At 64.3% G+C, this 24,333-nt stretch carries 22 protein-coding genes and 1 pseudogene; 11 read left to right on the forward strand and 12 right to left on the reverse strand.

Annotated features, from left to right (window positions below; all coding sequences use genetic code 11):
* Positions 1–134: 134 nt before the first annotated feature.
* On the forward strand, positions 135–569 hold the full coding sequence (locus G3N97_RS22035) for a thioesterase family protein (RefSeq protein WP_065065716.1): 435 nt from the start codon (positions 135–137) through the stop codon (positions 567–569).
* Positions 570–587: 18 nt separating this feature from the next.
* Here G3N97_RS22035 and G3N97_RS22040 read toward each other — a convergent pair whose 3' ends face one another.
* On the reverse strand, positions 588–1,037 hold the full coding sequence (locus G3N97_RS22040) for a MarR family winged helix-turn-helix transcriptional regulator (RefSeq protein ID WP_205995111.1): 450 nt from the start codon (positions 1,035–1,037) through the stop codon (positions 588–590).
* 265 nt (positions 1,038–1,302) lie between these two features.
* On the opposite strand from G3N97_RS22040, the gene G3N97_RS22045 reads away from it, so the two are divergent.
* On the forward strand, positions 1,303–2,082 hold the full coding sequence (locus G3N97_RS22045; protein ID WP_205995112.1) for a cyclase family protein: 780 nt from the start codon (positions 1,303–1,305) through the stop codon (positions 2,080–2,082).
* A gap of 151 nt (positions 2,083–2,233) precedes the next feature.
* Positions 2,234–2,920: a CBS domain-containing protein gene (locus G3N97_RS22050; RefSeq protein ID WP_205995113.1), complete on the forward strand. Its 687-nt coding sequence runs from the start codon at positions 2,234–2,236 to the stop codon at positions 2,918–2,920.
* A gap of 95 nt (positions 2,921–3,015) precedes the next feature.
* On the opposite strand, the gene surE is transcribed toward G3N97_RS22050, so the two are convergent.
* Entirely contained in the window at positions 3,016–3,804 is a 789-nt protein-coding gene (gene surE, locus G3N97_RS22055; RefSeq protein ID WP_205995114.1) for a 5'/3'-nucleotidase SurE, read from the reverse strand.
* 173 nt (positions 3,805–3,977) lie between these two features.
* Between surE and ydiK the strand changes: the two genes are divergently transcribed.
* From ydiK to G3N97_RS22070, 3 genes are all read left to right on the forward strand, one after another.
* Positions 3,978–5,039 carry an AI-2E family transporter YdiK gene (gene ydiK, locus G3N97_RS22060; RefSeq protein ID WP_205995115.1) on the forward strand — a complete coding sequence of 354 codons (1,062 nt, stop codon included), beginning with the start codon at positions 3,978–3,980 and terminating at the stop codon, positions 5,037–5,039.
* Positions 5,040–5,342: 303 nt separating this feature from the next.
* Positions 5,343–8,006 (forward strand): ATP-dependent Clp protease ATP-binding subunit, encoded by a 2,664-nt coding sequence (locus tag G3N97_RS22065; RefSeq protein ID WP_241030748.1) that lies wholly within the window; start codon positions 5,343–5,345, stop codon positions 8,004–8,006.
* A gap of 334 nt (positions 8,007–8,340) precedes the next feature.
* Entirely contained in the window at positions 8,341–9,384 is a 1,044-nt protein-coding gene (locus tag G3N97_RS22070) for an alpha/beta hydrolase (protein WP_205995116.1), read from the forward strand.
* Between the two features lie 160 nt (positions 9,385–9,544).
* Here G3N97_RS22070 and G3N97_RS22075 read toward each other — a convergent pair whose 3' ends face one another.
* Entirely contained in the window at positions 9,545–10,108 is a 564-nt protein-coding gene (locus G3N97_RS22075) for a thioredoxin family protein (protein WP_065065724.1), read from the reverse strand.
* Between the two features lie 366 nt (positions 10,109–10,474).
* On the opposite strand from G3N97_RS22075, the gene G3N97_RS22080 reads away from it, so the two are divergent.
* Positions 10,475–11,257, forward strand: coding sequence for a cytochrome c biogenesis protein CcdA (locus G3N97_RS22080; protein ID WP_205995117.1), 783 nt, complete (start codon positions 10,475–10,477; stop codon positions 11,255–11,257).
* A 63-nt stretch (positions 11,258–11,320) separates the two neighbouring features.
* Entirely contained in the window at positions 11,321–11,611 is a 291-nt protein-coding gene (locus G3N97_RS22085; protein WP_205995118.1) for a hypothetical protein, read from the forward strand.
* A gap of 27 nt (positions 11,612–11,638) precedes the next feature.
* Here G3N97_RS22085 and G3N97_RS22090 read toward each other — a convergent pair whose 3' ends face one another.
* The gene (locus G3N97_RS22090; RefSeq protein ID WP_205995119.1) at positions 11,639–12,094 is read right to left on the reverse strand and encodes a DUF1269 domain-containing protein; all 456 of its coding nucleotides are present in this window, start codon (positions 12,092–12,094) and stop codon (positions 11,639–11,641) included.
* A 180-nt stretch (positions 12,095–12,274) separates the two neighbouring features.
* On the opposite strand from G3N97_RS22090, the gene G3N97_RS22095 reads away from it, so the two are divergent.
* Positions 12,275–12,673 (forward strand): FKBP-type peptidyl-prolyl cis-trans isomerase, encoded by a 399-nt coding sequence (locus G3N97_RS22095; protein WP_065065727.1) that lies wholly within the window; start codon positions 12,275–12,277, stop codon positions 12,671–12,673.
* Between the two features lie 508 nt (positions 12,674–13,181).
* On the opposite strand, the gene G3N97_RS22100 is transcribed toward G3N97_RS22095, so the two are convergent.
* From G3N97_RS22100 to G3N97_RS22130, 7 genes are all read right to left on the reverse strand, one after another.
* Entirely contained in the window at positions 13,182–14,819 is a 1,638-nt protein-coding gene (locus G3N97_RS22100) for an AMP-binding protein (protein ID WP_205995120.1), read from the reverse strand.
* A gap of 89 nt (positions 14,820–14,908) precedes the next feature.
* Positions 14,909–15,325 carry a RidA family protein gene (locus tag G3N97_RS22105; protein ID WP_205995121.1) on the reverse strand — a complete coding sequence of 139 codons (417 nt, stop codon included), beginning with the start codon at positions 15,323–15,325 and terminating at the stop codon, positions 14,909–14,911.
* 35 nt (positions 15,326–15,360) lie between these two features.
* Positions 15,361–16,560, reverse strand: a complete 1,200-nt coding sequence (locus G3N97_RS22110; protein ID WP_205995122.1) for an acyl-CoA dehydrogenase family protein — start codon at positions 16,558–16,560, stop codon at positions 15,361–15,363.
* A gap of 3 nt (positions 16,561–16,563) precedes the next feature.
* Entirely contained in the window at positions 16,564–17,421 is an 858-nt protein-coding gene (locus G3N97_RS22115; RefSeq protein WP_074985673.1) for an enoyl-CoA hydratase family protein, read from the reverse strand.
* A gap of 43 nt (positions 17,422–17,464) precedes the next feature.
* Positions 17,465–18,010, reverse strand: coding sequence for a MarR family transcriptional regulator (locus tag G3N97_RS22120; RefSeq protein ID WP_205995123.1), 546 nt, complete (start codon positions 18,008–18,010; stop codon positions 17,465–17,467).
* Positions 18,007–18,789 (reverse strand): SDR family NAD(P)-dependent oxidoreductase, encoded by a 783-nt coding sequence (locus tag G3N97_RS22125; protein ID WP_205995124.1) that lies wholly within the window; start codon positions 18,787–18,789, stop codon positions 18,007–18,009. Before G3N97_RS22125 ends, G3N97_RS22120 begins: the two co-directional genes overlap by 4 nt.
* Positions 18,786–21,158, reverse strand: a complete 2,373-nt coding sequence (locus G3N97_RS22130) for a bifunctional salicylyl-CoA 5-hydroxylase/oxidoreductase (RefSeq protein WP_205995125.1) — start codon at positions 21,156–21,158, stop codon at positions 18,786–18,788. The genes G3N97_RS22125 and G3N97_RS22130 overlap by 4 nt, the downstream gene beginning before the upstream one ends.
* Positions 21,159–21,698: 540 nt before the next feature.
* Between G3N97_RS22130 and opgC the strand changes: the two genes are divergently transcribed.
* Positions 21,699–22,790 (forward strand): OpgC domain-containing protein, encoded by a 1,092-nt coding sequence (opgC, locus tag G3N97_RS22135; RefSeq protein ID WP_205995126.1) that lies wholly within the window; start codon positions 21,699–21,701, stop codon positions 22,788–22,790.
* A 197-nt stretch (positions 22,791–22,987) separates the two neighbouring features.
* Here opgC and G3N97_RS22140 read toward each other — a convergent pair whose 3' ends face one another.
* The gene (locus tag G3N97_RS22140) at positions 22,988–23,779 is read right to left on the reverse strand and encodes an SDR family oxidoreductase (RefSeq protein WP_205995127.1); all 792 of its coding nucleotides are present in this window, start codon (positions 23,777–23,779) and stop codon (positions 22,988–22,990) included.
* 280 nt (positions 23,780–24,059) lie between these two features.
* On the opposite strand from G3N97_RS22140, the pseudogene G3N97_RS22145 reads away from it, so the two are divergent.
* Positions 24,060–24,333, forward strand: a pseudogene (locus G3N97_RS22145) (hypothetical protein); the annotation flags it as partial.

Consider the following 24,333-nt stretch of genomic DNA (forward strand, 5'->3'; position numbering starts at 1 on the left):
CGGCCACGCTGCGCGAGTTGCGCGACGCCGCGCTCGCCGACGAGCACGGCCACAAGCTGCGCGCGGCGCTCGCGAGACACGCGCTCGCCTGATTCGCGCGCGGCGCGCAGCAAGACATCGAGATCGACATTGACATGAAAGCGCCCACCTTCAGCCGTCCGCACAAGATTCATTTTTCCGAATGCGATCCCGCGGGCATCGTGTTTTATCCGCAGTATTTCGTGCTGTTCAACGATCTGATCGAAGCGTGGATCGACGATCTGTTGCCCGAGGGTTATCACGGCGTGATCGGCGCGCGGCGCATCGGCATGCCGACCGTGCGGCTCGAAGTCGATTTCAAGGCGATCAGCAAGATGGGCGACCGCGTGACGCTGTCGCTCGACGTGCAGCGGCTCGGCAATGCGTCGCTGGTGCTCGCGTGGGCCTGCACGGGCGCGGACGGCGTGGTGCGCATGAGCGCGCTGCAAACCCTTGTGACGACCTCGCTCGACACCCACAAGGCCATTCCGATGCCCGACGATCTGCGCGGCGCCATCGAGCTGGCCATGGCGCGCGCGCAGACCGGCTGAGCGCTCGCGCCTGGACGTTCAGGCCGGCGGACGATGCAGTTCGATCAAGAGCCGCAGCGTGGCCTTCAATTCTTCGGCCTTGTCCTTGCCGAGCGGTTCGAGCACCTGATCCTCGTGCTGCCTGGCCTGCACCATCAGTTCCGATACGAGCTTCTGCCCGCGCGGCGTGATGCGCACGTTCGTCACGCGCCGGTCGGCTTCGCTCGGAATCCGCTTGACGTAGCCCTGCGCCTCCATGCGGTCGAGCAGGCGCGTCACGGTGGGCTGTTTCGTCACCGAAATCTGCGCGAGCCGTCCGATGCTGATGGGCTTGCCGTCCGAGAGCGTGGAGAGCACGCGCCAGTCCGACACCTCGAATCCCGCCGCCTGCACGATCACGTGGAATTCGCCCGAGATCAGCTGGCTGACCTGGGCGAGCAGCGCGGGCGTGTAGCTGTCGACGAAGCTGGGGGCGATGGGCTGGCTCATACGGGTCTGGACGGGCGGGTGGCGAATCGGTGGAAGCGGCAGGAACGGCCTGAGCGGCCGGAACGCAAACATACCACGACGCTTGTGCGGCCCTTGTCGGCGAAAGGAAAAAAGGGGTTAACCATGATTTTGAATTGATTTATACCTAAAGATAATTTTGGCGTCATAGGATGCATTCGCCGTGTGTGCGCAGGACGATCGAGGAGCGGCAAAACAGCGGCAGAGAGAACGCGAACAAGCGGTTCAGAACCGAAAGGAGCGCAAGATGACGAGCAGTCTGCAGCAACTGACCACCGATCTCGCGAGCGGCCGTGTGCGCATCGTGGACCTGACGCAAACGCTGTCGCCCGAGTTTCCGGCGCTGCAGTTGCCGCCGCAGTTCGGCCAGGTGTGGGCGTTCAGGATGGAGACGATCAGCCAGTACGACGAGCAGGGTCCGGGCTGGTACTGGAACAACTTTTCCTGCGGCGAGCACACCGGCACGCACTTCGACGCGCCCGTCCACTGGATCTCCGGCAAGGACCACGCGCAGAATTCCGTCGATACGATCGACGTGAAGAATTTCGTGGCGCCGGCTGTCGTCGTCGATGCGAGCGCCGAGATTGCGGCGGATCCGGACTGGCTGCTGACCGTCGAGTTTCTGGAGGCGTGGGAAGTGCGCCACGGCCGCATTCCCGCCGGCGCGTGGGTGCTGCTGCGCTCGGACTGGTCCAAGCGCACCGATCCCGCCGAATTCCTCAATCTGCGCGAGGACGGCGCGCATACGCCCGGCCCGACCCAGGCGGCCGTCGAGTGGCTGATTCACGAACGCAAGGTGCATGGCTTCGGCGTGGAAACCATCAATACCGATGCGGGGCAGGCCTACGCGTGGCCGGTGCCGTATCCGTGTCACACGCTCATGCACGGCTCGAATCGCTACGGCCTGCAGTGCCTGAAAAATCTCGATCAACTGCCGCCGACGGGCGCGGTCATCGTCTCCGCGCCGTTGAAGATCCAGGCCGGTTCGGGCAGCCCGTTGCGCGTGCTGGCGATGGTGCAGGACTGAAACCGGCGCGCCTGAGACGCATTGCAGCGGGACATTTCACCGCATGAATCGGCGTCCGATGTACGAATTGATGTACATCAATGTCAGTAGGTCGCACGCCAGTACGCTTTGAATATCGACCACGATTTCACGAGCGAACAGGAGAAAGACCATGCGTGCAATGGACGTCATGACCCCGAACGTCGTTACCGTCAGCCCCGAAACGACCGTGCGCGACGCAGCGAAGCTGCTGCTGGACCGCCGTATCAGCGGCGCGCCGGTGCTCGATGCGCAGGGGCAGCTCGTGGGCATCATCAGCGAGGGCGATTTGCTGCGGCGCATCGAGATCGGCACGGACACCACGCGCCGCAAGCGCTGGCTCGACTTCTTCGCGACCAACGCCGACGCGGACGCCTATGTGAAGTCGCACGCGCGCCGCGTCGAAGATGTGATGACGACCGAGATCGTCAGCGTGAACGAGGAAGATTCGCTCACGCACATCGCGGCGCTGATGGAGCGGCGCGGCGTGAAGCGCGTGCCGGTGCTGCGCGACGGCACGCTCGTGGGCATCGTGAGCCGTGCGAATCTGTTGCAGGCGCTGGCGAGCAGCGCCGAGGAGCCGCAGCCCGTGTCGTCGAGCGATCGCGAGATCCGCGAGCGTCTGGTGGCGGAACTCGAAGGGCGGCCGTGGGCGTTCGCGGGGCGTAACGTCGTCGTGCGCGAGGGCGTCGTGCATCTGTGGGGCACCTTCAATTCCGCCGACGCCGTGCGAGCGGTGCGCGTGGCCGCCGAAGGCATTCCCGGCGTGCGCGCCGTGGAGGATCACACCGAGCCGTATCCGATCATGCCGGGCATCTGAAACCCGGAATCCGAAGCGGCCGGGCGGAACCGGCGCGCTTCGCACGTCAAAAGGCCGGCGCAACGCCGGCCTTTTTTATCGGATCGACGATTGCGTCATGCGCCGGCCGCGAGCGCGCTTTCCAGCGTGGCGAAGGTCCGCTCGGCGGTGCGGTCGAAATGCAGCGGCGTGACCGACACGCGTCCCGAGCCGACGACGGCCGTTTCCGTATCCGGACCGTTTTCGCGCGGACCGCGATGAAAGCGCAGCCAGTGATAGTCGATGCCGCGCGGGTCGGTCAGCGGCACCACGTCGATGCCTTGCACGAGGCCCACACCCTGACGCGTGACGGTGAGCGGTCCCGCCGCGCTGGCGTCCACATCGGGGAAATTCACGTTCAGGCACACGGGCGCGTCGTGCGAGATCGCTGCGAGACGGCGGATCACGTCCGGCGCGAGCGCGCGCGCCGTGTCCCAGCGCACGTGCTCGCGGTCGCGGAAGGTCTGGCTGAGCGCGATCGACGGCAGGCCGAGCAACAGGCCGGTCATGGCGGCGCCGACCGTGCCCGAGAACATCGTCTCCACGCCGAGATTGGCGCCGCGGTTGATGCCGGAAAGCACCAGCGTGGGCGTGACGTCGCCCATCAACTGGCGCACGGCCATCACCACGCAGTCGCCGGGCGTGCCGAGCACGCCGAAGCGGCGCTCGCCGCGACGGCTCACGCGCAGCGGCGAATGCAGGCTGATCGAGTGCGAGGTGCCGCTCTGGTCGTGTTCGGGCGCGACGACCCAGACTTCGTCGGCCAGTTCGTGCGCGACTTCTTCGAGCACGGCGAGGCCGGGCGCGTCGATGCCGTCGTCGTTGGTCAGGAGCACGCAGGGCAGTTTCGGTGCGGATACGGACATGGTGATTAGCGCTTCCAGTGAGGGGGCGGGGAAGGTCATTATCGGATAAAGGGCCATTTCGCGACGGGAGCCCTCGCATCCGGGATAGACTAGCGCGTCGGCGTGCGCGCCGAACCCCGATGATCCGAAGCCCCTGACGACGCGCGCGGCGTGGCCGCAGCGAGGAGAACCCCGTGAAGCCGCAAGACCCGCCGGATATTGCTCGCGTGCTGTTTGTCGTCGCGATCCTCTGCGCGTTGACGGTCGGCAGCCTCTACGTCATGCGCCCGTTCCTGCCCGGGCTGATCTGGGCGACCACCATCGTCGTCGCCACCTGGCCCGCCATGCTCGCCGTCGAGCGGCGCTGCCGGCGGCGCTGGCTCGCCACGCTCTGCATGCTGCTGATTCTGCTGGTGGTGATCGTGCTGCCGCTCTACGAAGCGATCTCCACGCTCGCCGCGCACGGCGCCGAGATCATGGACCTGATCCGCAAGCTGCCGGATTACGCGCTGCCGCCGCCGCCCGGCTGGGTGCACGACCTGCCGATGATCGGCGCGCGCGTGGCCGACAAATGGCAGTCGTTCTCCGACGCCGGTCCGGGCGGCCTGCTCGCGCAGCTCGAACCTTACGCGTCGATTGCGGCGCACTGGCTGATCGGCCATGCGGCTTCGGTGGGCGTGTTCGTGATCCACATGTTCATCACCGTGATCATCACCGGCCTGCTCTACATGCAGGGCGAGAAGGCGGCCGCCTATGTCGTGCGCTTCGCGGCGCGCGTCGCGCCGAGCCACGGCGCGGAAGCCGTCAAGCTCGCGGGCGCGTCGATTCGCGCGGTCGCGCTCGGCATCGTCGTGACGGCGGTGCTGCAATCGGCGCTCGGCGGCATTGGCCTCGCCGTGGCGGGCGTGCCGGGCGCGGGCGTGCTCACCGCCGTGCTGCTGATGCTCTGCCTCGCGCAGATCGGCCCGGCGCTGCCGCTGCTCGGCGGCGTGATCTGGCTGTTCATGCACGACTCGAACGTGGCGGCGATCCTGCTCGCGATCTGGTCCGTGATGGTGGCGATGCTCGACAACTTCGTGCGCCCCGTGCTGATCCGGCGCGGCGTGAATCTCTCGATGCTGCTGATCCTCTCCGGCGTGCTGGGCGGCCTGTTCGCGTTCGGCATCGTCGGCCTGTTCATCGGGCCGGTCATCCTCGCCGTCTCGTCCACCTTGCTGACGGCCTGGATCGACAAGACGCCGGCCTCCGGCGCCTGACCCGCGTCGCCCACGGCTGCGCGCGGATCCAGACGATATTCGTCTGAATGCCGCGCCAGCCCGCGGGTGCGACAGCCTGGCAACGCGCCGCGCGATTCGACGCTAGGATGACGGCTGGACTTCGCTTGGCTCTTGTGTTGACTCTTGCGTTTTGCGCGTCTTCGACCGCCAGGGCGTCGCTGCCCGAGTGGCGTCATTCGCGTTCACGCGCGTTTTCTTGCGCCCGATAATCCGCACACGTCGTCTCGCCGTTGGTGGACGCGCGCGTGGCTTCGCGCGGCGCACCGCTATCGAGGAGGGAAAATGGCTCAGTTCAACTGCGACATTTGCGGCGTGCGTCCTGCGACCGTGCGGGTGGCCGTGTTGCAGGACGGCAGGCGGCGTTATCTCGACGTCTGCGATTATCACTACGCGCAGCTCACGCGCCATCAGCGCACTGTGAGTCCGCTCGAAGCGCTGTTCCGCGGCGCGCAGCAAGCTGCAGAAGATCCCGCGGCCCAACCCGCGCCGCAGACCATGGAAGCCGGCGACGGCGCGATCGTCGAGCGCTATTTCAGCGACACGGCGCGCGAATTGCTGCAACGCGCGGCCGAACGCGCGGTGCAATTCGGCCGCCGCGAAGTCGACACGGAACATCTGCTGTACGAACTTGCGGGCAACGATGCGGGCGCGGCCATGCTCAAGCGCCTCGGCATCGAGCCCGACGACGTGCGCGCGTTCATCGACGCCAACGCGCAAAAGCGCGAAGCGGGCGCGGCGCACGACGAAGCGCGCATGGCCGTGTCGCCGCGACTCAAGGGCGCGCTCGACCGCGCCTTTCTGGTCTCGCGCGAACTTGGTCACAGCTACGTCGCGCCCGAGCATCTGCTGTTCGGTCTCACGCAGGTGCCGGACAGTTTCGCGGGCCATCTGCTGGGCCGCTACGGCGTGACGCCGCAAAAAGTGCTGCAACGGCTCGTCGAAGCGCAAGGCGACAAGCGCGAGCAGCCCGCCGCGAAGGCGCCGAGTCCCACGCCGCAACTCGATCAATACAGCCGCGATCTCACCGCGCTCGCGAGCGAGGGCAAACTCGATCCCGTGATCGGCCGCTCGAGCGAAATCGAGACCGTGGTGGAAGTGCTCGCGCGCCGCCGCAAGAACAATCCGGTGCTGATCGGCGAGCCCGGCGTGGGCAAAACGGCCATCGCCGAAGGGCTCGCGCAGCGCATGCTGAGCGGCGACGTGCCCGAGTCGCTGCGCGGCAGACGGCTCGTCGAACTGAACGTGAACGGCCTGATCGCGGGCGCGAAATATCGCGGCGAATTCGAAGAGCGCGTGAAGGGCGTGATGGAGGAAATCAACGCACAGCGCGAGACGCTCGTGCTGTTCATCGACGAAGTGCACATGATCGTGGGCGCGGGCCAAGGCGGCAACGAAGGCGGACTCGATATCGCGAACGTCTTCAAGCCCGCGATGGCGCGCGGCGAGCTGAACCTGATCGGCGCGACCACGCTCGCGGAATATCAGAAGTACATCGAGAAAGACGCCGCGCTCGAACGGCGCTTTCAGCCGGTGTTCGTCGCCGAGCCGAGCGTCGATCAGACCATCAATATTCTGCGCGGGCTGCGGGATAAACTCGAAGTCCATCATCATGTGACCATTCGCGACGACGCGCTTGTGTCCGCCGCCGAATTGTCCGACCGCTACGTCACGGGCCGTTTTCTGCCCGACAAGGCCATCGACCTGATCGACCAGGCGGCGGCGCGCGTGCATCTTTCGGCGACCTCGCGGCCCGCCGCGATTCTCGAACTCGAATCCGAACTCGCGCAGCTCAAACGCGAGCAGGACTACGCGGCCACGCGCAAGAATTTCGAGCGCGCGCATGCGCTCGACGATCCCATCGCCGACAAGGAAAAGTCGCTCGCCGACGCCACGAGCGACTGGAAAGGCCAGCTCGGTTCGGTCACGTCCGACGTGACGACGGAGCAGGTGGCCGAGATCGTGTCGAAGCTCACCGGCGTGCCCGTCACGCAGCTCACGGCGGAGGAGCGCACGCGGCTGCTCGAAATGGAGCAGCGTCTGCACGAGCGCGTGATCGGCCAGAATCAGGCGATTGTCGCGGTCAGCGATGCCGTGCGCCGCTCGCGCGCCGGCTTGCGTCGCGGCCGACGCCCGACCGCCGTGTTCCTGTTCCTCGGACCGACCGGCGTGGGCAAGACCGAACTGGCGAAGGCGCTGGCCGAAGTGGTGTTCGGCGACGAGGACGCCATCGTGCGCATCGACATGAGCGAGTACATGGAGCGCCACGCGGTGTCGCGGCTGATCGGCTCGCCGCCGGGTTACGTGGGTTACGACGAGGGCGGGCAGTTGACCGAACGCGTGCGCCGCCGACCGTACTGCGTGATTCTGCTCGACGAGATCGAGAAGGCGCATCCGGACGTCTATAACGTGCTGCTGCAGGTTTTCGACGACGGTCGTCTTACCGACGGCAAGGGCCGCGTGGTCGATTTCAGCAACACCGTGGTGATCGCGACGAGCAATCTCGGCTCGGACGTGGTCTCGGGCCAGAAGCGTTCGGGGCCGGGCTTTCTCGCGAGCGCCGATGCGTCGATGCAGAGCGCCGTGCTGGGCGAGTTGCGCCAGCATTTCCGCCCGGAGTTTTTGAACCGTATCGACGACATCATCGTTTTCCAGCCGCTCTCCGACGACGAACTGCGTTCGATCGTGCGCCTGCAACTCGAACAGGTGCAGCGCATGGCGCGCAGCCAGGATATCGATCTCAGCTTCGACGAGAGCGTGGTGGATTTCCTTGCCGCCGAGGGTTATCGGCCCGAGTACGGCGCGCGCGAGCTGAAACGCCAGATCCAGCAGGCCATCGAGAACGAACTCGCCAAGGAAATGCTCAAGGGCGAGGTGAAGGAAGGCGCGAAGGTCGTGTGCCGTTACGATACGGCGCAACGCCGCGTCGAATTCGCGGCGCAGACCTGAGCGCCGTGTGATGGGCCGATGACGCGTCTGGCGTGGCTGGACGCGTCATCGGCCCGAAGTTTTCCCGGTTTCCGTTCGGAAACTTTTGTACGGCGGCGACCCGGCCGCGTCGTGCCCGCACCACGCTTTCGCTCCAAATTGATTTGTTTTGTGTACGTCTTCCGGACAGACACATTGGGATACAAAGCGCGCGCGCGATTCCGCTATAAATCCTCTGAAGCGTTTTTCTGCCGCCGCGCCTGCGATCGTTCGATCCGCATATGACGGCGAATTCGAGCAACCGCGCCGATTCCGGCGCGGGCCTTTTCAGAAGACAACCAGGAGAAGTGGGCTCATGTCCGATCCCGTCAATGTCCGCCGTCGCCGTATTCTCGGTACAACGCTCGCGAGCTTCAGCCTCGCGGATCTGGGGCTGAGCAGCCTCGCGCACGCGCAATCGTCGAACGAGGCGGCGGGCAACTCGCGCACCGGCGGGAGCGCGTCGTTCGGTCCGATCAAGCAGATCGACGCGGGTCTGCTCAACGTCGGTTATGCGGAGGCCGGTCCGAAGAACGGCACGCCGGTGCTGTTGCTGCACGGCTGGCCTTACGACATCCACAGCTATGTGGAAGTGGCGCCGATGCTTGCCGCAGCGGGTTATCGCGTGATCGTGCCGTATTTGCGCGGTTACGGTTCGACGCGTTTTCTCTCGGCGGATACGCCGCGTAACGGCCAGCAGGCGGTGACCGCCGTGGACATCATCGCGCTGATGGACGCGCTCAAGATCGATCAAGCCGTGCTGGGCGGCTACGACTGGGGCGCGCGCACGGCCGATACGATCGCCGCGCTGTGGCCCGAGCGTGTGAAGGGTCTGGTTTCCGTGAGCGGTTATCTGATCGGCAGCCAGGCGGCGAACAAGAATCCGCTGCCGCCGAAAGCGGAACTGCAATGGTGGTATCAATTCTATTTCACGACCGAGCGCGGCGAACTGGGTTACGCGCAAAACCGCGACGCGTTCAATAAACTGATCTGGCAACTTGCCTCGCCGAAATGGAATTTCGACGACGCGACTTACGCGCGCTCGGCCGCTTCGTTCCAGAATCCCGATCACGTGGCGGTGGTGATTCATAACTATCGCTGGCGTCTCGGTCTGGTGCAGGGCGAAGCGCGTCTCGACGGCCTCGAACAGCGTCTCGCCGCCGCGCCGACTATTTCGGTGCCGACGATCACGATGGAAGGCGATGCCAATGGCGCGCCGCATCCGCCGCCCGAAGCGTATGCGAAGAAGTTCACCGGCAAGTATCTGCATCGCAATTTGACGGGCGGTATCGGTCACAATCTGCCGCAGGAAGCGCCCAAGGAATTCGCCGAAGCGATTCTGCAAGTCACGCATCTGTGATGAGGTGATTTTCGGTTGAAAAGCGCGCTCTATGGCGCGCTTTTTTTGTGCCTTCCATATAAAAATGGCGTGCTTTTCGGCACGCCATTTTTCATTTGCCGAACCGTTTTCCGGTTCGGCAACGTCCAGACAACCCAGACAATTCAGACGATTCAGTCGATTAACCGCGCTTGGCGTCGAGGCCGAGCAGCGTACGAATCTGATGCTCGGTATCGTCGTAATTACCTTCGCCGAAGTGCGTATACACGAGCTTGCCGTTCTGATCGATCAGGTACAGCGCAGGCCAGTATTGATTGCCGTACGCGTTCCACGTTGCATAGCGATTGTCTTGCGCGACGGGATATTGAATACCGTATTGCCCGATCGCCTTCTTCAGATTCGCGGTATTGCGTTCGAACGAATATTCAGGCGTATGCACGCCGACAACCACGAGACCCTTGTCGTGGTATTTCGCGTACCAGTCCTTCACGTGCGGAATCGTATGCGCGCAGTTGATGCAGTCGAAAGTCCAGAATTCGACGAGTACCGGCTTGCCGCGCAATTGCTTGAGATCGAGCGGGGCGCTGTTGAGCCACGTGTCGATGCCGGTGAAATCGGGCGCGGGTGCGCCGGTCTTGATCGCAGACGGCTCGACGCCCGAATCCTGCGCAGATGCAAATGCGGCGAAGGCCGCGGTGGCGACGAGCCCGGCCGCGACGGCGGCGATCTTGAGTCGGTTGAGCATGACGAGTTCTCCTTTTGGTGAGGGTTCGGACGTATTGGAACGCGCCGACGTATCTGGCGCGTGTCTCGTCGTGGTCGTGCGTGAATCGCCATGTATCGCCGCGAGCTGTGTACACATTGGCATACAAAAACAGGCGTTTCGCGGTGCTGCCTTGCTGCGTGCGATGCGTTATCTGTATCGGCGTGTATCTCGGGCAGCGCGCGACACATGCCGATGCGATAGCACCTTCATCCGACATTTGCCCGATACACGCAGGCGTTTGAATACGGGTCATGCAACTGGCGTTATGTGCGCCGCTGAATTTTCCCGGTATGCGTGCCGTTTTGCGCGTATCCGTTCAAACGTACAATATCTGGAGTCCGAATCATGTTGCTCATCGTCGTCGCTTTCATCGGTGGAGCATTCACTGTCCTGAGTCCGTGCATTTTGCCGGTCGTGCCGTTCGTGTTCGCGCGCTCCGACCGTCCGTTCCTGACCGATCGTTTGCCGTTGCTGCTCGGTCTCGCGGGGACGTTCGCGCTGCTCACGGGGCTCGGCGCGGCCGGCCTGAATGGCGCGGCGCAATTGAGCGAATACGGCCGCTGGTTCGCGCTGGCGTTGTTTGGCGTGTTCGGCGCGGCCTTGTTGCTGCCCACGCTCGCTACGCGGTTGACGCGTCCGCTTACCACGCTCGCCGACCGCTTCATGGCGCATTCGCAGAGCGATGGCGCGCTCGGGCAGATTGGTTCGTCGCTGTTGCTGGGCGCGGCGACCGGCTTGCTCTGGGCGCCGTGCGCGGGCCCGATCCTCGGCCTGATTCTCACGGGCGCGGCTCGCCACGGCGTGACCTGGCAGACGTGGAGCGCACTCGCGGCTTATGCGATCGGCGCGGCCTGCTCATTGGCGATCGCCGCGAGCCTCGGCCGGCGGGCGATGGATGCGCTCAAGCGCTCGCTCGGTCTGGGCGAATGGCTGCGCCGCGCAATGGGCGCACTCGTGCTGGTGACCGTGGCGGCGATCGCGCTGGGCGTGGATACGCGTGTGCTCGCGTTGTTGCCGGGCGCGCCGACGACTGGGCTGGAAAGCCGGTTGACTGCGTCGCTTACGTCAGCTTCGCGGGGAGTGCGCGCGGCGCAGCAGAATGTTCAGTCGAATGCAACGCCCGGTTGATCCGCATGAGGTTCGCACCGCGTTCTATGCTATCGAGGCAGCCACACGATCCGGAGCGCGACCATGAACGCGGACGAACGCATCGACGGCATCAATCGTGCCGGGAACTACGACGATCTGCATGACGCCATGCAGGGCTTTCTCGATGAGGCCGAAGCGCGCTATCCGGCGCTTTCGCAGGCGGGACGTCTGAAGGCGTGCATCGGCGGCAGTGCGTTCGCGAGCGCCGTCGACGAACTCAAGCGCTATCAGGCGAGCACCGGTGAGGCGTATCCGGATGCGCAACGCGTCGTCGAAGCGGCGGCGGCGAAGCATGCGGCGCTCGGCGGTGCGAGCACGCCACCGGCTTCGTGACTCAAATGCGCGCGACGTCAGCCCGTCTCACCACGCCAATTTCTGGCGAAAGAGGGTGCCGCCGTATCCGCGCACGACTTCGTCGACTTCGGTCGTGGATTCCTCTTTGGCTTCGAGGATGAGCGCCACGCTGCCGGATTTCAATTCGGCTTCGATCGATTGCGTGAGTCGGCTGTCGAGCAGGCTTTCGATCGCGCGGCCGCCGAGCGTCGCGCCCGCGCCGATGGTCATGCCCGCGATCGCGCCTACGGGGCCGCCGAGCAGGCCGATCAATCCGCCCGTGACCGCGCCGACGACTGTGCCCCAGTAAGCATGCGTGTACTGGTCGAGCACGGTGCACGTGCCGTCCGCGTGTTTCTGGACCATGACGCCGCTTTCGATCTTCAACCCCACGCCATCTGTTTCGAAGTTCCTGAAGTCGCGCGCCGCGCGCTGCGCGGAGTCCAGATTGTCGAAGGTCGCGACGAGTAATTCCTGAGCCATCATGCTGCTCCCGGGCGATGCGGCGATGCTCTAAAGATAGTCAATGCGCATCGTCGCGTCAGTGGGGAATTCGGGGCGGCAAGCGTGGGGCGAGCCTGCATTCGAGCGCCGAAATGAGCGCGAAATGAGCACGAAATGTCAGGTCGATATAATCGGTGCGTCAACCAACGAGGACATCGCATGAAACTAGTCATTGCTCTGCTTGCAACCGCCGCTGTCGCTACGACCGCGTTCGCTGCCGATAACGTCCAGAAGCTGCCGTCGGGCGTGATCGTCGAGCAAATCAAGCAAGGCACCGGCCCGCAGCCGACCGTCAACGACGTCGTGCGCGTGAACTATCGCGGCACGCTCGCGAACGGCACCGAGTTCGACAGTTCGGCCAAGCATGGCGGCGCGGCGACGTTCCCGCTCGGCCGCGTGATTCCGTGCTGGACGCAAGGTCTGCAGACGATGAAGGTCGGCGGCAAGGCCAAGCTGACCTGCCCGGCCGCGACGGCATATGGCGATCGCGCCGTGGGCCCGATCCCGCCGAACAGCGATCTGACGTTCGAAGTCGAACTGCTCGGTATTCAGCAGTAAGCGAATTCGCGAAGGGCGAGGGGTGTTCCTCGCCCTGGTCTTGTCGATCAGTAGCGCCGTCACAGTTTCCCTCTTAGCTGTGCATGCTTCGGAGCATCGTTGCTTCGTTGTATCGCCTCATTTCTTCTCCGCTGCGTTTCCTCCCATCGCCTCGCCGACTCTCAAGTCGACGCCGGGCCGTCCTGGTACCGTCACGTCCTCAGTTTCTCCCTGATCGAACGCGAAAAGCACGTTCGAAGCGGTTTCATCGCGTGCAACGCTGTTCGGCGCGGGAAGAGCGCCGTTCTGCATACTGATCCAAACATTATATGAATAATGTCAAATCATATGACGCTGATAGTTGGATTTATGACGGTTTACGTAGTAATACTTGATAAATCACGCGATTCCAATCGGAAATCGAGAAAACTCCGCGTCCGCCCACGCATTTCCAAGCGCAAACACGTAAAAAAAGCGACACGCTCACGCGTGCCGCCTCTCGCAGCCCAAACCAGCCTTCCGGAGTTCGTCACATCGTCCGCAACACCGCTCGCTTGAGTTTGCCCGTCTCCGTTCGCGGCAAAGCGTCGATAAATGCAATCAGCCGCGGGTACTTGTAGGCCGCCACGGCCGATTTCACGAAGTTCTGCAATTCAGCGACCATCGCTTCGTTGCCGTCGAATCCGGGCTTGAGCACGACGAAGGCCTTCACCACCTGGCCGCGCACGTCGTCCGGCACGCCCGTGACGCCGCATTCCGACACGGCAGGGTGCTGCATCAGCACGGTTTCCACTTCCGGCCCGGCGATGTTGTAGCCGGAAGAGACGATCATGTCGTCGGCGCGCGCCTGGTAGAACACGTAGCCATCGGCGTCGATGGACACTGCGTCGCCAGGCAGATTCCAGCCGTCGCGCACGAATTTCATCTGCCGTTCGTCGGCCAGATAGCGGCAACCGGTGGGGCCGCGCACGGCGAGATTGCCGGTCGTGCCGGGCGGGACCGGTTGCAGTGCGTCGTCGAGTGCTTGCACGACATAGCCCGGCACTGCGCGGCCGATCGAGCCGGGCCGCACGTCGCTTCCCGCCGACGAAATGAAAATGTGGATCATCTCCGTGCCGCCGATGCCGTCGATCATCTCGATGCCCGTCGCCTCGCGCCATAAATCGCGCGTGGCCTGCGGCAGCGCCTCACCGGCCGAGACCGTCTGGCGCAGACTCGAAATATCCGCGTCTTTCACGAGCGGCGCCATCTGCCGATAAAACGTGGGCGCGGTGAAAACGATCGTCGCGCGGAATTTTTCGATTGTTTGCAGCAACAGGGCGGGCGTGAGCTTTTCGATCAGTACCGTCGACGCGCCAACGCGCAACGGAAAGCACAAAATGCCGCCCAGCCCGAACGTGAACGCGAGCGGCGGCGTGCCGCAAAACACGTCGTCGGCGGTGGGCTTGAGGATGTGGCGCGGGAACAGATCGCACATCGCGAGCACGTCGCGATGGAAGTGCATGCAGCCCTTCGGCGTGCCGGTCGTGCCGCTCGTGAAGGCGATCAGGCAGACGTCGTCGCTTGCGGTATCGCAGGCTGTGAATTGCGCGGGCTTGCTCGCCGCGAGCGTTTCGAGGCTATCGGGCGCGTCGTCGTGGAAGTAGCGCACCTGTTCGAGACCGGTGCAGCAGTATTCGTCGGCCGGATCGGTGTTGCGCGCGAGTTCGTCGGCAAGGCGCACATCGCAGAGCGCCGCGCTGATGTTCGCCTTGTCGATAATCTGTTTCAACTCTTTCGCGCGCAGCAGCGGCATGGTGGGCACGACCACGAGCCCGGCCTTGAGCGCCGCGAGCATGGCCACCGCCATTTGCAGCGTATTCGGGCCGCGCAGCAGCACGCGGTTGCCGGGCTGCAGTTTCATGTCGTCGATGAGCACGTGCGCGCTGCGGTCGACCAGCTCACGCAGTTGCGCATACGTGGTCGCGCGCGGCTGGCCATCGACTTCGGACCAGATCGCCGGGCGCGCGCCGTATCCGGACGCGATCGCGCGGTCCAGCAACTCGGCCGCGCAATTCAGGCGCGCGGGATAAGCGACGTCGGGATTGTCGAGCAGCAGCGCGGGCCATTGCGATTCGGGCGGCAAGTGATCGCGTGCGTAGGTATCGACGTGAGCGGTCGGTTGCATGGTGTCTCCGGCTTCAATCTGAACAGACTGGTGCGCGTTTTATACGGTCTTTTTCTGCGCGCGCTTGGAATGCGATCGGTCGCTGCGCGCTATGCGTGGCTCAGACGCACGTCGTCGGGAATCACGGCCGTGGCTTCGATTTCCACCTTCGCTTCGTCCTCGATCAGCGCGACGACCTGAATCGCGCTCATCGCAATGTCGTAATCGCCGATCAGATCGCGAAACGCCGCGCCAATTTCCTTTAGCGATGCCAGGTATTCCTGCTTGTCCGTCACATACCACGTCATGCGCACGAGATGCTCGGGCTTGCCGCCCGCGGCGTCGAGCACGGCCACGATATTGCGCAGCGCCTGCACGGCTTGCGCGCCGAATTCGCGGCTTGTGAACTTCGCCTGCTCGTCCCAGCCGATCTGACCGGCGATAAACACCTGCGTACCGCGCGCGGCGACGCCGTTCGCATAGCCGCGCGGCTTGATCCAGCCTGCGGGAAGAAGGGCTTTTTTCATGGGCTTTTCGCGTTCGTTGAGGGGGGCGGCTCGCATCACGCCGCGTGGTGTTCGGCGTGATACGACTTCAGCAGATCGCGTCCGACGATCAACTGCTGCACTTCGGTCGCGCCTTCGTAAATGCGCAGAGAACGGATCTCGCGATACAGCGACTCGACGACATTGCCGCTCTGCACGCCCATGCCGCCCCACAGCTGCACCGCCGCGTCGATCACTTGCTGCGCGCCTTCGCTCGCGTGCCATTTCGCCATCGCTGCCTCGCGCGTGACGCTTTCGCCCTGATCGCGCAGCCACGCGGCGCGATAGACGAGCAGGGCGCTGCTGTCGATCGTCAGCGCCATCTGTGCAAGCTTGGCCTGCGTGAGCTGAAAATCGCCGAGCACCTGATTGAACATCGTGCGCGAGGCGGCGCGCGCGAGTCCTTCGGCCATTGCGCGGCGCGCGAAACCCAGCGATGCGGCGGCCACCGACGTGCGGAAAATATCGAGCGTGCGCATGGCGATCTTGAAGCCTTCTCCTGGAGCGCCCAGCAACTGGTTCTTGCTCACGCGCGCATTCGTGAAGCGCAGACGCGCGAGCGGATGCGGTGCGATCACGTCGATGCGTTCGGCGATTTCCAGCCCAGGCGTATCGGCGTCGACGATCAGCGCGCTGATGCCGCGCGCGCCCGGCGCTTCGCCCGTGCGTGCGAACACCACGTAGAAGTCGGCGATGCCGCCGTTCGAGATCCACGTTTTTTCGCCGTCGAGCACGTAGCAATCGCCTTCGTCGCGCGCGGCCAGCGCCATCGCGGCAACGTCCGAGCCCGCGTTGGGTTCGGAAAGCGCGAAGGCGGCAATCGCTTCGCCCTTTGCCACGCGCGGCAGATAGCGCGATTTCTGCGCGTCGTTGCCGGCGAGCGAGATGGCGCCCGAACCGAGGCCCTGCATCGCGAGCGCAAAGTCGGCGAGGCCCGAATGCTTCGCGAGCGTTTCGCGCAGCAGACAGACGGCGCGCGTGTCGATGGTGTCGCCGTGGCCGCCGTAAGCGGTGCCGCCCACGCCGTAGCGCAACCAGCCTGCTTCGCCGAGCTGGCGCACGAGCTTGCGGCAGGTGTCGTCGACGTTGTCGTGCGAAACGTGCGCGAGGTGTTCGCGCGCCCACGCTTCCACGCCGGTGGCGAGTGCGCGGTGACGGTCCTCGAAAAACGGCCACGCAAGCGCGTCGTGCAGATGAGTGTCAGCCGGTGCGTTCACTGCTCAATCTCCCTTGAAAACCGGACGCGTTTTCGCCGCGAAGGCATCGTACGCGCGGCCGAAATCGCGCGTCGCCATGCAGATCGCCTGCGCCTGCGCTTCGGATTCGATCGCTTCGTCGATGCTCATGGTCCATTCCTGATGCAGCATCGTCTTGGTGATGCCGTGCGCGAAGGTCGGGCCGGCGGCGAGATCGGCGGCGAGTTTGCGTGCGTCGGCGAGCAGTTCGGCGGGATCGCACAGGCGGTTGTAGAAACCCCATGCGTGACCTTCTTCGCCGCTTGCCGAACGCCCCGTGTAGAGCAGTTCGGCGGCGCGTCCCTGACCGATGATGCGCGGCAGGATCGCGCACGCGCCCATATCGCAACCGGCGAGACCGACGCGCGTGAACAGAAACGCGAGCTTGCTGCGCGCGGTGCCGTAACGCATGTCGGAGGCCATCGCGAGAATCGCGCCCGCGCCGGCACACACGCCATCGACAGCCGCGATGATCGGTTGCGGACAGTGACGCATCGCTTTCACGAGGTCGCCGGTCATGCGCGTGAACATCAGCAATTCGGGCATCGGCAAATCGATCAGCGGCGCGATGATGTCATGCACGTCGCCGCCCGAGCAGAAGTTCTCACCCGCGCCATGCAGCACGACGGTTTTCACATCGGTCGCGTAGGCGAGTTGGCGGAACAGGTCGCGCAGTTCCGCATACGATTCGAACGTGAGCGGATTCTTGCGCTCCGGGCGATTCAGCGTGATCGTGGCGACGCGGTCTTCGACCGACCAGCCGAAATGCTTCGCCTCGTAGCCCGCGAGCGTGACGCGGTTGCCCGCGAAGAGCGCGTCGGCGCTCGAACGTTCTGTCGTCAAGGTGTGTCTCCTTCCTGAATCCTGTTTGATTCGCGTCGTGCGTTCAGCCCGGCAAACTGTCGCGCAGATGTTGCTTGAGCTTGCCGAGCCGGTCGTGCATCTTCGACTTTTCGTCGAGCGAAAGTCCGCCCAGCATTTCCACGACCCATTGCTCGTGCGCGATCGCCATGCGATCGAACGCGGCGCGGCCTTCGGGCGTGAGACGCACGGCAATCGAGCGGCGGTCGTCCGGATCGGCGTCGCGCACGACGAGGCCTTCTTTTTCGAGCTGATCGGTAATGCCCGTCACGTTGCCGCCCGTCACCATGAGACGGCGCGACAGCTCGGTCATGCGCAGCCCTTCGGGATGACGTTCGAGCTGTGCCATCAAATCGAAACGCGGCAGCGTGGTGTCGAATTCGCTGCGCAGACGGCGGCGCAATTCGGCCTGCACGAGATTCGTCGTCGTGAGCAGGCGCAGCCACAGGCGCAGGCCCATATGGCTGTCGGTGCCCGTGCTCATCTCCATGTCGACGACATTCTCCGCGGGCTTCGCAACGCCTTTGCGCGGCGTTTTCGCGGATGCCGTCTTGCGGGCGGGCAGGGTCATGTGATTTCTCCACCAGAAACGGATATCGATTGCCCGGTGATCGCGGACGATCCGGGCGCGCACAGCCACAACACGGCGTTGGCGACTTCGTCCGGCGTGACGAAGCGCTGCTGCGGATTGTGGCGCACGAGGATGCTACGCGCCTCGGCCTCGCTGCGCGAGGTCTTGCGCGTGATCTGCTCAACGGAAGCCTGCAAAAGTTCGGTTTCCGTGTAGCCGGGGCACACCGCGTTCACGGTCACGCCCTGCGTGGCGACTTCGAGCGCGAGTGCGCGCGTCATGCCGATCACGCCGTGTTTCGAGGCGCAATACGCGGCCACGTACGGATAGCCGACCTGGCCCGCCGTGCTTGCGACGTTCACGATGCGCCCGTGCTTGCGTGCGAGCATCGCGGGCAGCACGGCGCGCGTGCACAGAAACGCGCCCGTGAGATTCACGTCGAGCATGCGTTTCCAGAGTGCGAGATCGGTCTGGGCGAACGGCGCGGCAGTCGCTTGACCCGCGTTGTTCACGAGGATATCGACGTCGCCGAGCGCTTGTGTTGCGTGCGCAAAGGCGTCGTTCACGGCGGCTTCGTCGGCGACATCGACGCTCACGCACGCGATGTGCTCGCCGCCGCCGAGCTTCTCGCGCTGCGTGGCGAGCTTCGACATCTCGCGGCCCATCAGCGTGACGCGCGCGCCCGCTTGCAGCAGGGCGGCAGCGGTGGCGGCGCCGATGCCGCTGCCGCCGCCCGTCACGACTGCGTGGCGTTGATGCAATGCGTCGTTCGTGTTCATACGGTGCCTTCCGCGCGCTGCGCGCGTTCGAGCGGCGACAAACCGGCGGCCGCCGCAGCCGCAGCGCGCTCGCGTTCGATATTGCGTTCGAGCTGGTTTTTCGCGGCCGTATATTGATGCGGCCACATCACGTCGAAATAGCCGATCTTCGCGGCTTCGTTGAGCGTCCACGACGGATTCGCCAGATGCGGGCGCGCCACCGCGCACAGATCCGCACGACCCGCCGCGATGATGCCGTTCACGTGATCGGCTTCGGAAATCGCGCCCACGGCGATGGTGGCGATGCCCGCCTCGTTGCGCACGCGGTCCGCGAACGGCGTCTGGAACATGCGGCCGTACACGGGCTTTTCGTCCTTGCTCACCTGGCCGGAAGAGACGTCGATCATGTCGGCGCCTGCCGCCTTGAAGGCGCGTGCGATCTCGACGGCGTCGTCGGGCGTGATGCCGCCTTCGACCCAGTCGTGCGCCGAAATGCGCACGGAGATCGGCTTGTCCTGCGGCCACACGGCGCGAACCGCGTTGAAGATTTGCAGCGGATAACGCAGACGGTTTTGCAGAGAGCCGCCGTATTCATCGTCGCGCTGATTCGTGAGCGGCGAGAGAAAACTCGAGAGCAGATAACCGTGTGCGCAATGCAATTCGAGCCAGTCGAAACCGGCTTCGGCGGCCATTTGCGTGGACCGCACGAATTGCGCTTCGATCTCGCGCAGTTCATCGGCGCTCGCGGCGTGCGACCACTGGCTCACGCCACGCAGATATTGTTGCGGCGAGGCCGATACGAGCGGCCAGTTGCCGTCGTCGAGCGGCTGATCGATGCCTTCCCACGCAACACGCGTCGAGCCTTTAGCGCCCGAGTGACCGATCTGCACGCCGATTTTTGCGTCCGACTGCGTGTGCACGAAATCGACGATGCGTTTCCACGCCGCGCGATGTTCGGGCGCGTACAAACCGGGGCACGCGGGCGTGATGCGCGCTTCGGGCGACACGCAGGTCATCTCGGTCATTACGAGTCCCGCGCCGCCCATCGCGCGCGCGCCCAGATGCATGAGGTGATAATCGCCGGCCACGCCATCCTGCGCGGAATATTGCGCCATCGGCGAGACGACCACGCGATTCTTGATCGTTACGCCGCGCACGCGATAGGGGGTGAACATCGGCGGGATCGGACGCGCGCTGGATGCCGCCTCGGGATTCGCGCGCTGTGCGAGCCACGTTTCGAAGCCGCCGAGGTAAGCCGCATCGCGTTCGCGCAGATTCTCATGCGAAATGCGCTGCGAACGCGTGAGCAGCGAATAGGCGAATTGCTCGGGTTCGAATTTCGCGTAACGATCGACGTGCTCGAACCACTCAGTGGAATTGCGCGCGGCATTCTGGATGCGCAACACGTCGACGCTCCGCACACTCGTGTAATGCGCGAGCGCGGCGCGCAGATCGTGCGGATGCGTGTCCATGCTGTTGGCGAGTTCGATCGCGTCTTCGAGCGCAAGCTTGGTGCCCGAGCCGATCGAGAAGTGCGCCGTATGCGCGGCGTCGCCCATCAGCACGACCGGCGTTTGCTGGCCGTCGCTCGCGGTTTTCCAGTGCACCCATTCGCGGTTCACGACGCGCGGAAAGCGAATCCATTGCGACGAACCGCGCAGATGCGATGCATTCGAGCGCAGCGCATGGCCGTCGAGATAGCGCGCGAACAGCTTTTCGCAGAACGCGATGCTGTCTTCTTTGCTCATGTCGTCGAGGCCCGCCGCGCGCCAGACATGCTCCGGCGTTTCGACGATGAACGTGGAGGTGTTGTCGTCGAAGCGATAGGCGTGCGCCTGGAACCAGCCGTGTTCGGTTTCTTCGAATGCAAACGTGAAGGCATCGAAGAGTTTCGAGGTGCCGAGCCAGACGAAACGGCAGTCGCGCAGATCGATATCGGGCTGATAGGTGGCGGCGTACTTCTGGCGCGTGGCGCTGTTCAGGCCGTCGCTCGCGATGATGAGGTCGGCGTTTTGCACGTCGTCGTCGCTCATCTGGGTCTCGAACACGAGCTTCACGCCGAGCTGTTCACAGCGTGCCTGCAAAATATTCAACAGACGCTTGCGACCGATGCCGCAAAAACCGTGACCCGACGAACGGATCGAGCGGCCGCGAAAATGGATTTCGATGTCGTCCCAGTGATTGAAGGCGTCGAGAATTTCGGCAGCGCTTTCCGGGTCGGCCGCGCGCAGATTGCCGAGCGTCTGGTCCGAGAACACCACACCCCAGCCGAAGGTGTCGTACGGGCGGTTGCGTTCGATCACCGTGATCTCGTACTCCGGGTGACGGCGCTTCATCAACAGGCCGAAGTACAGCCCGGCGGGCCCTCCGCCGATACAGGCAATGCGCATGCTAGCTCCCGTGGTCAGTCCTTGAGGTTAATGTAGGTCTAAATAGTTTAGGTGTCAAGTAAAGCGATGTGGGCGGATTTATGTCCTCACGCGGATGCACACCGCATGTCGCGCACATCAATTCGCATAAAACTGAATATTCGTCGGAACCTCGCGCCCCATCGCGCGTCAACCTGGTCATGAGGCGCGCGGTGCACTTCCTTACGGCGGCCTTGCCGTGGACGGGGAGAAACTGCGCGGGTGACTGCAGGTGTGCCATGCTGGATGTCGAGGAAAGATTCGACGCTCACTGGCACCGAATTCGCATGGTGTAGCGATGAAACGAGCGAGTCTTTACGAAGCGCTTTCGGGCGCCCGGCATTTTCATACGGTTTGCACGCGCTACGTATCAGCGTAGAAACAGTCAGTCATCCTGATGAAAGGTGATGACGAAGGAAGCGACTCAAAGCATCGGCGCGCGATCCGCATAGCCAATCGAAGAGACGCAATTTCAATCGCCATAATCGCGACAACCGCCAGAGACGACGGGAGTATTCATTGATGAGCCAGACAGCGAAGCGATCGATCGAAATCGATTTTTTCAGGGGTTTCGCGCTGATCGCGATTGCACTCGATCACATTCCATCCAGCGTGTTGTCGCACGGCATGCTGCACACGTTCGCGTACTGCGATTCGGCCGAGGTGTTCGTCTTCGTGAGCGGCTACGTGGCGGCGGCGAGTTGGCTCGCGATCGCCGCACGCAAGGGCACGGAGGCCGCCAATCGCCGCTTTTTGAGGCGCGGACGTGAGATTTATGCCGCGTATTTGTGCGCCGCCGCGTTGATGCTGCTTTCTGGTGCGGCGGCTGTCGCGCTGCGCGTGGATTCGCCGCTGGTGGCGGAAACGGGCTTCCAGCGATTCACCGCGCATCCGTTCGCGATGCTCGGCAATATCGCGATCTTTCGCGACCAGCCGTATCTTGCGGGCGTGTTGCCGCTTTACGTGATTCTGGTGCTGCTGCTCCCGCTCGTCATGCCGCTGGCGCGTCGTCGGCCCGACCTGGTGCTGCTCGGCAGTTTCGCGACGTGGTTCGCCGGGTGCTGGCTCGTGCGCTATTTGCCGTCGGTGCCCGGCTCGATCTGGGCGTTCAATCCGTTCGCGTGGCAGGCGATGTTCCTGCTCGGACTGCTGTGCCGTCTCTATCCGGTCACCGACGCATTCCAGATCTCGCGGCTCGGTCGACTCCTTACCGTGCTCGCGATCACGCTCGTGGTCGCGTTCGCGGTCGTGCGGCTCTTTATCGAAGTGACGCCGCAGCCGGGCTATATGAAGCAGAATCTCGCGAGCCTGCGCATCGTGAGTTTTGCGGCCGTCGCGTGGCTCGCCGCGCAGGCGGTGCGGCTCGGCTGGATCGAGTGGCTCGCGCGGCGCCTGCCGGGCGTCGTGAGCGTGGGGCAGCAGGGGCTCGTGTGCTTCGTGGGCGGCGCGCTCGTGTCCAATGCAGTCGACACGGTCATCCGCGCGACGCACGTTTCGGCGATCTTGCCCGCGCGTTTCGCCGGCGACGTGGTGGCGATCGGCGCGCTGCTGATTCTTGCGGGCGGCGCGCGTCGCCTGAAGGCAGAATTGCGGCCGCGTGTGGCGCTTACCTGATGCTCGAATGCACCGATAAAGGTGAGTGTTTGCGGGAGTGATGGAAAACGAGCCGCGCAAAGCGGCTCGTCACTTCGCTGAAATAACGCGAAATCAACTCGTTACCTATTGTGATTCCGCGTCGCGCTCAATTGTTGCGGTGAGCGTTTGCGGGAGCCACGCGCCTGGTGGCTCGATTCAATCGCGCGATGATGTCGTTACGCGAGTTCGCGCACATCGGCGATCGGCGTTGAACCAAACGCGTCGCTCAGCGCGTAATCGATCAACAGACGCGCCGCGTGTTCCGGCGTCGCCAGTTGGCCGTTCTCTTTCAGTTGCTCGAATCGTTCGCGTTGCGGGAAGTTGTCCGTCGACGTCGAGCGGATCGTCGCCTGCATGCCGGTATCGACGACGCCGGGCGCGACGCTGCAAATGCGCACGCCGCGCGGTGCGTCGAGCGCCACGGCACGCGCGTGATGATCGAGCGCGGCCTTGGTTGCGCAATAGACGCTCCAGCCCGCGTAAGCGTTGCGCGCGGCGCCGCTGGAGACGTGCAGGATGCGTCGCGAGGCGGCGTTGCCCGACCCGGCATCGCTGGCCAGTGCGTTGGCCAGCATCAGCGGCGCGGCGACGTTGAGCGTGATCGCGCGGGCGATCGCGCCTGCGTCCTGCGCGCCGAGCGGCGCGATCGGGTCGACCGTGCCGGCATTGTTAAACAGCAGCACACAGTCCGCGCCTTGTGCAAATGCGCTTAGCGCGCCGCCGGCCAGCCAGCGCTCGACGCTCGCGGGATCGGCGAGATCGACGGCGGCTTCGGCGAATCGCGCGGCGGTTTGCCTGGGCGATTGGGCGCTGGTCCGGCCAGCCAGCGTCGGATGGGCGCTGCGGCCGACGCCGAGCACGTCGATCTGGCGCTCCAGCAGCAATTCGGCGAGCGCGGCGCCGAGCCCGCGCGAATGTCCGGTAACGATCGCGCGGATCGAAGAAGGCAAAGTCGAGGAAACGTTCATATTCGTGACAAAAAAAGCGCGCGATGCGCACAAAGGCGTACGCGGCGTGAAAAATGGGGGCGCGGTGCGGGCGTACGATGCGGAAAATCGCAAAAAACCCCGTAAAAACAGGGCGATTCGCGCGCGCGACACATTTTCGCGGAGGTCGTGCGGGCGCGCTGTCAAGCGTCGTGTGCGCGGCAGGCGTGGTGCGCGCGTTGCATCGACGAGTCGCGGTGACAGAAATGCTGCGCGCGATTCTGTATCATAGCGTCCGATCCAATAAGGAAGAGAGCTGGACGTGAAAGCCGCATCGCAACAACGCCGTACCCTGAGCTTCAAGGATGGTCTTCTCGAAATCAAGAAGAGCATGGGGATGGGCACGGGACAGCCGCCCGAAGAACAGGCGCAGTCGCCGCAAGGCAAGTCCTCGCCCAAGGGCGCGCAGGGCCCGCGTCGTGGGCAGGGTGCTTCGGGCCACAAGGGTCCGAAGGGTCCGCGTCCGGCCGGCGCGGAAGACGCGCGTGCACGCGGTCCGCGTCCGGCGCACGGCAAGCCGCAAGGCAAGCGCGCCG

It is taken from the genome of Paraburkholderia sp. Ac-20347 (genome assembly GCF_017104805.1).
GTDB classification, from domain to species: Bacteria; Pseudomonadota; Gammaproteobacteria; order Burkholderiales; family Burkholderiaceae; genus Paraburkholderia; species Paraburkholderia tropica.

What these genes read in the sequence shown, in the direction of transcription:
- G3N97_RS22065 (WP_241030748.1), top strand. Translation starts at nt 5,343, where the DNA reads ATGGCTCAGTTCAACTGCGACATTTGCGGCGTGCGTCCTGCGACCGTG.
- G3N97_RS22140 (WP_205995127.1), bottom strand. Translation starts at nt 23,779, where the DNA reads ATGAACGTTTCCTCGACTTTGCCTTCTTCGATCCGCGCGATCGTTACC.
- G3N97_RS22040 (WP_205995111.1), bottom strand. Translation starts at nt 1,037, where the DNA reads ATGAGCCAGCCCATCGCCCCCAGCTTCGTCGACAGCTACACGCCCGCG.
- G3N97_RS22045 (WP_205995112.1), top strand. Translation starts at nt 1,303, where the DNA reads ATGACGAGCAGTCTGCAGCAACTGACCACCGATCTCGCGAGCGGCCGT.
- G3N97_RS22095 (WP_065065727.1), top strand. Translation starts at nt 12,275, where the DNA reads ATGAAACTAGTCATTGCTCTGCTTGCAACCGCCGCTGTCGCTACGACC.
- G3N97_RS22120 (WP_205995123.1), bottom strand. Translation starts at nt 18,010, where the DNA reads ATGACCCTGCCCGCCCGCAAGACGGCATCCGCGAAAACGCCGCGCAAA.
- G3N97_RS22090 (WP_205995119.1), bottom strand. Translation starts at nt 12,094, where the DNA reads ATGGCTCAGGAATTACTCGTCGCGACCTTCGACAATCTGGACTCCGCG.
- G3N97_RS22100 (WP_205995120.1), bottom strand. Translation starts at nt 14,819, where the DNA reads ATGCAACCGACCGCTCACGTCGATACCTACGCACGCGATCACTTGCCG.
- opgC (WP_205995126.1), top strand. Translation starts at nt 21,699, where the DNA reads ATGAGCCAGACAGCGAAGCGATCGATCGAAATCGATTTTTTCAGGGGT.
- G3N97_RS22050 (WP_205995113.1), top strand. Translation starts at nt 2,234, where the DNA reads ATGCGTGCAATGGACGTCATGACCCCGAACGTCGTTACCGTCAGCCCC.
- G3N97_RS22085 (WP_205995118.1), top strand. Translation starts at nt 11,321, where the DNA reads ATGAACGCGGACGAACGCATCGACGGCATCAATCGTGCCGGGAACTAC.
- G3N97_RS22035 (WP_065065716.1), top strand. Translation starts at nt 135, where the DNA reads ATGAAAGCGCCCACCTTCAGCCGTCCGCACAAGATTCATTTTTCCGAA.
- G3N97_RS22080 (WP_205995117.1), top strand. Translation starts at nt 10,475, where the DNA reads ATGTTGCTCATCGTCGTCGCTTTCATCGGTGGAGCATTCACTGTCCTG.
- G3N97_RS22130 (WP_205995125.1), bottom strand. Translation starts at nt 21,158, where the DNA reads ATGCGCATTGCCTGTATCGGCGGAGGGCCCGCCGGGCTGTACTTCGGC.
- G3N97_RS22070 (WP_205995116.1), top strand. Translation starts at nt 8,341, where the DNA reads ATGTCCGATCCCGTCAATGTCCGCCGTCGCCGTATTCTCGGTACAACG.
- G3N97_RS22075 (WP_065065724.1), bottom strand. Translation starts at nt 10,108, where the DNA reads ATGCTCAACCGACTCAAGATCGCCGCCGTCGCGGCCGGGCTCGTCGCC.
- surE (WP_205995114.1), bottom strand. Translation starts at nt 3,804, where the DNA reads ATGTCCGTATCCGCACCGAAACTGCCCTGCGTGCTCCTGACCAACGAC.
- G3N97_RS22125 (WP_205995124.1), bottom strand. Translation starts at nt 18,789, where the DNA reads ATGAACACGAACGACGCATTGCATCAACGCCACGCAGTCGTGACGGGC.
- G3N97_RS22105 (WP_205995121.1), bottom strand. Translation starts at nt 15,325, where the DNA reads ATGAAAAAAGCCCTTCTTCCCGCAGGCTGGATCAAGCCGCGCGGCTAT.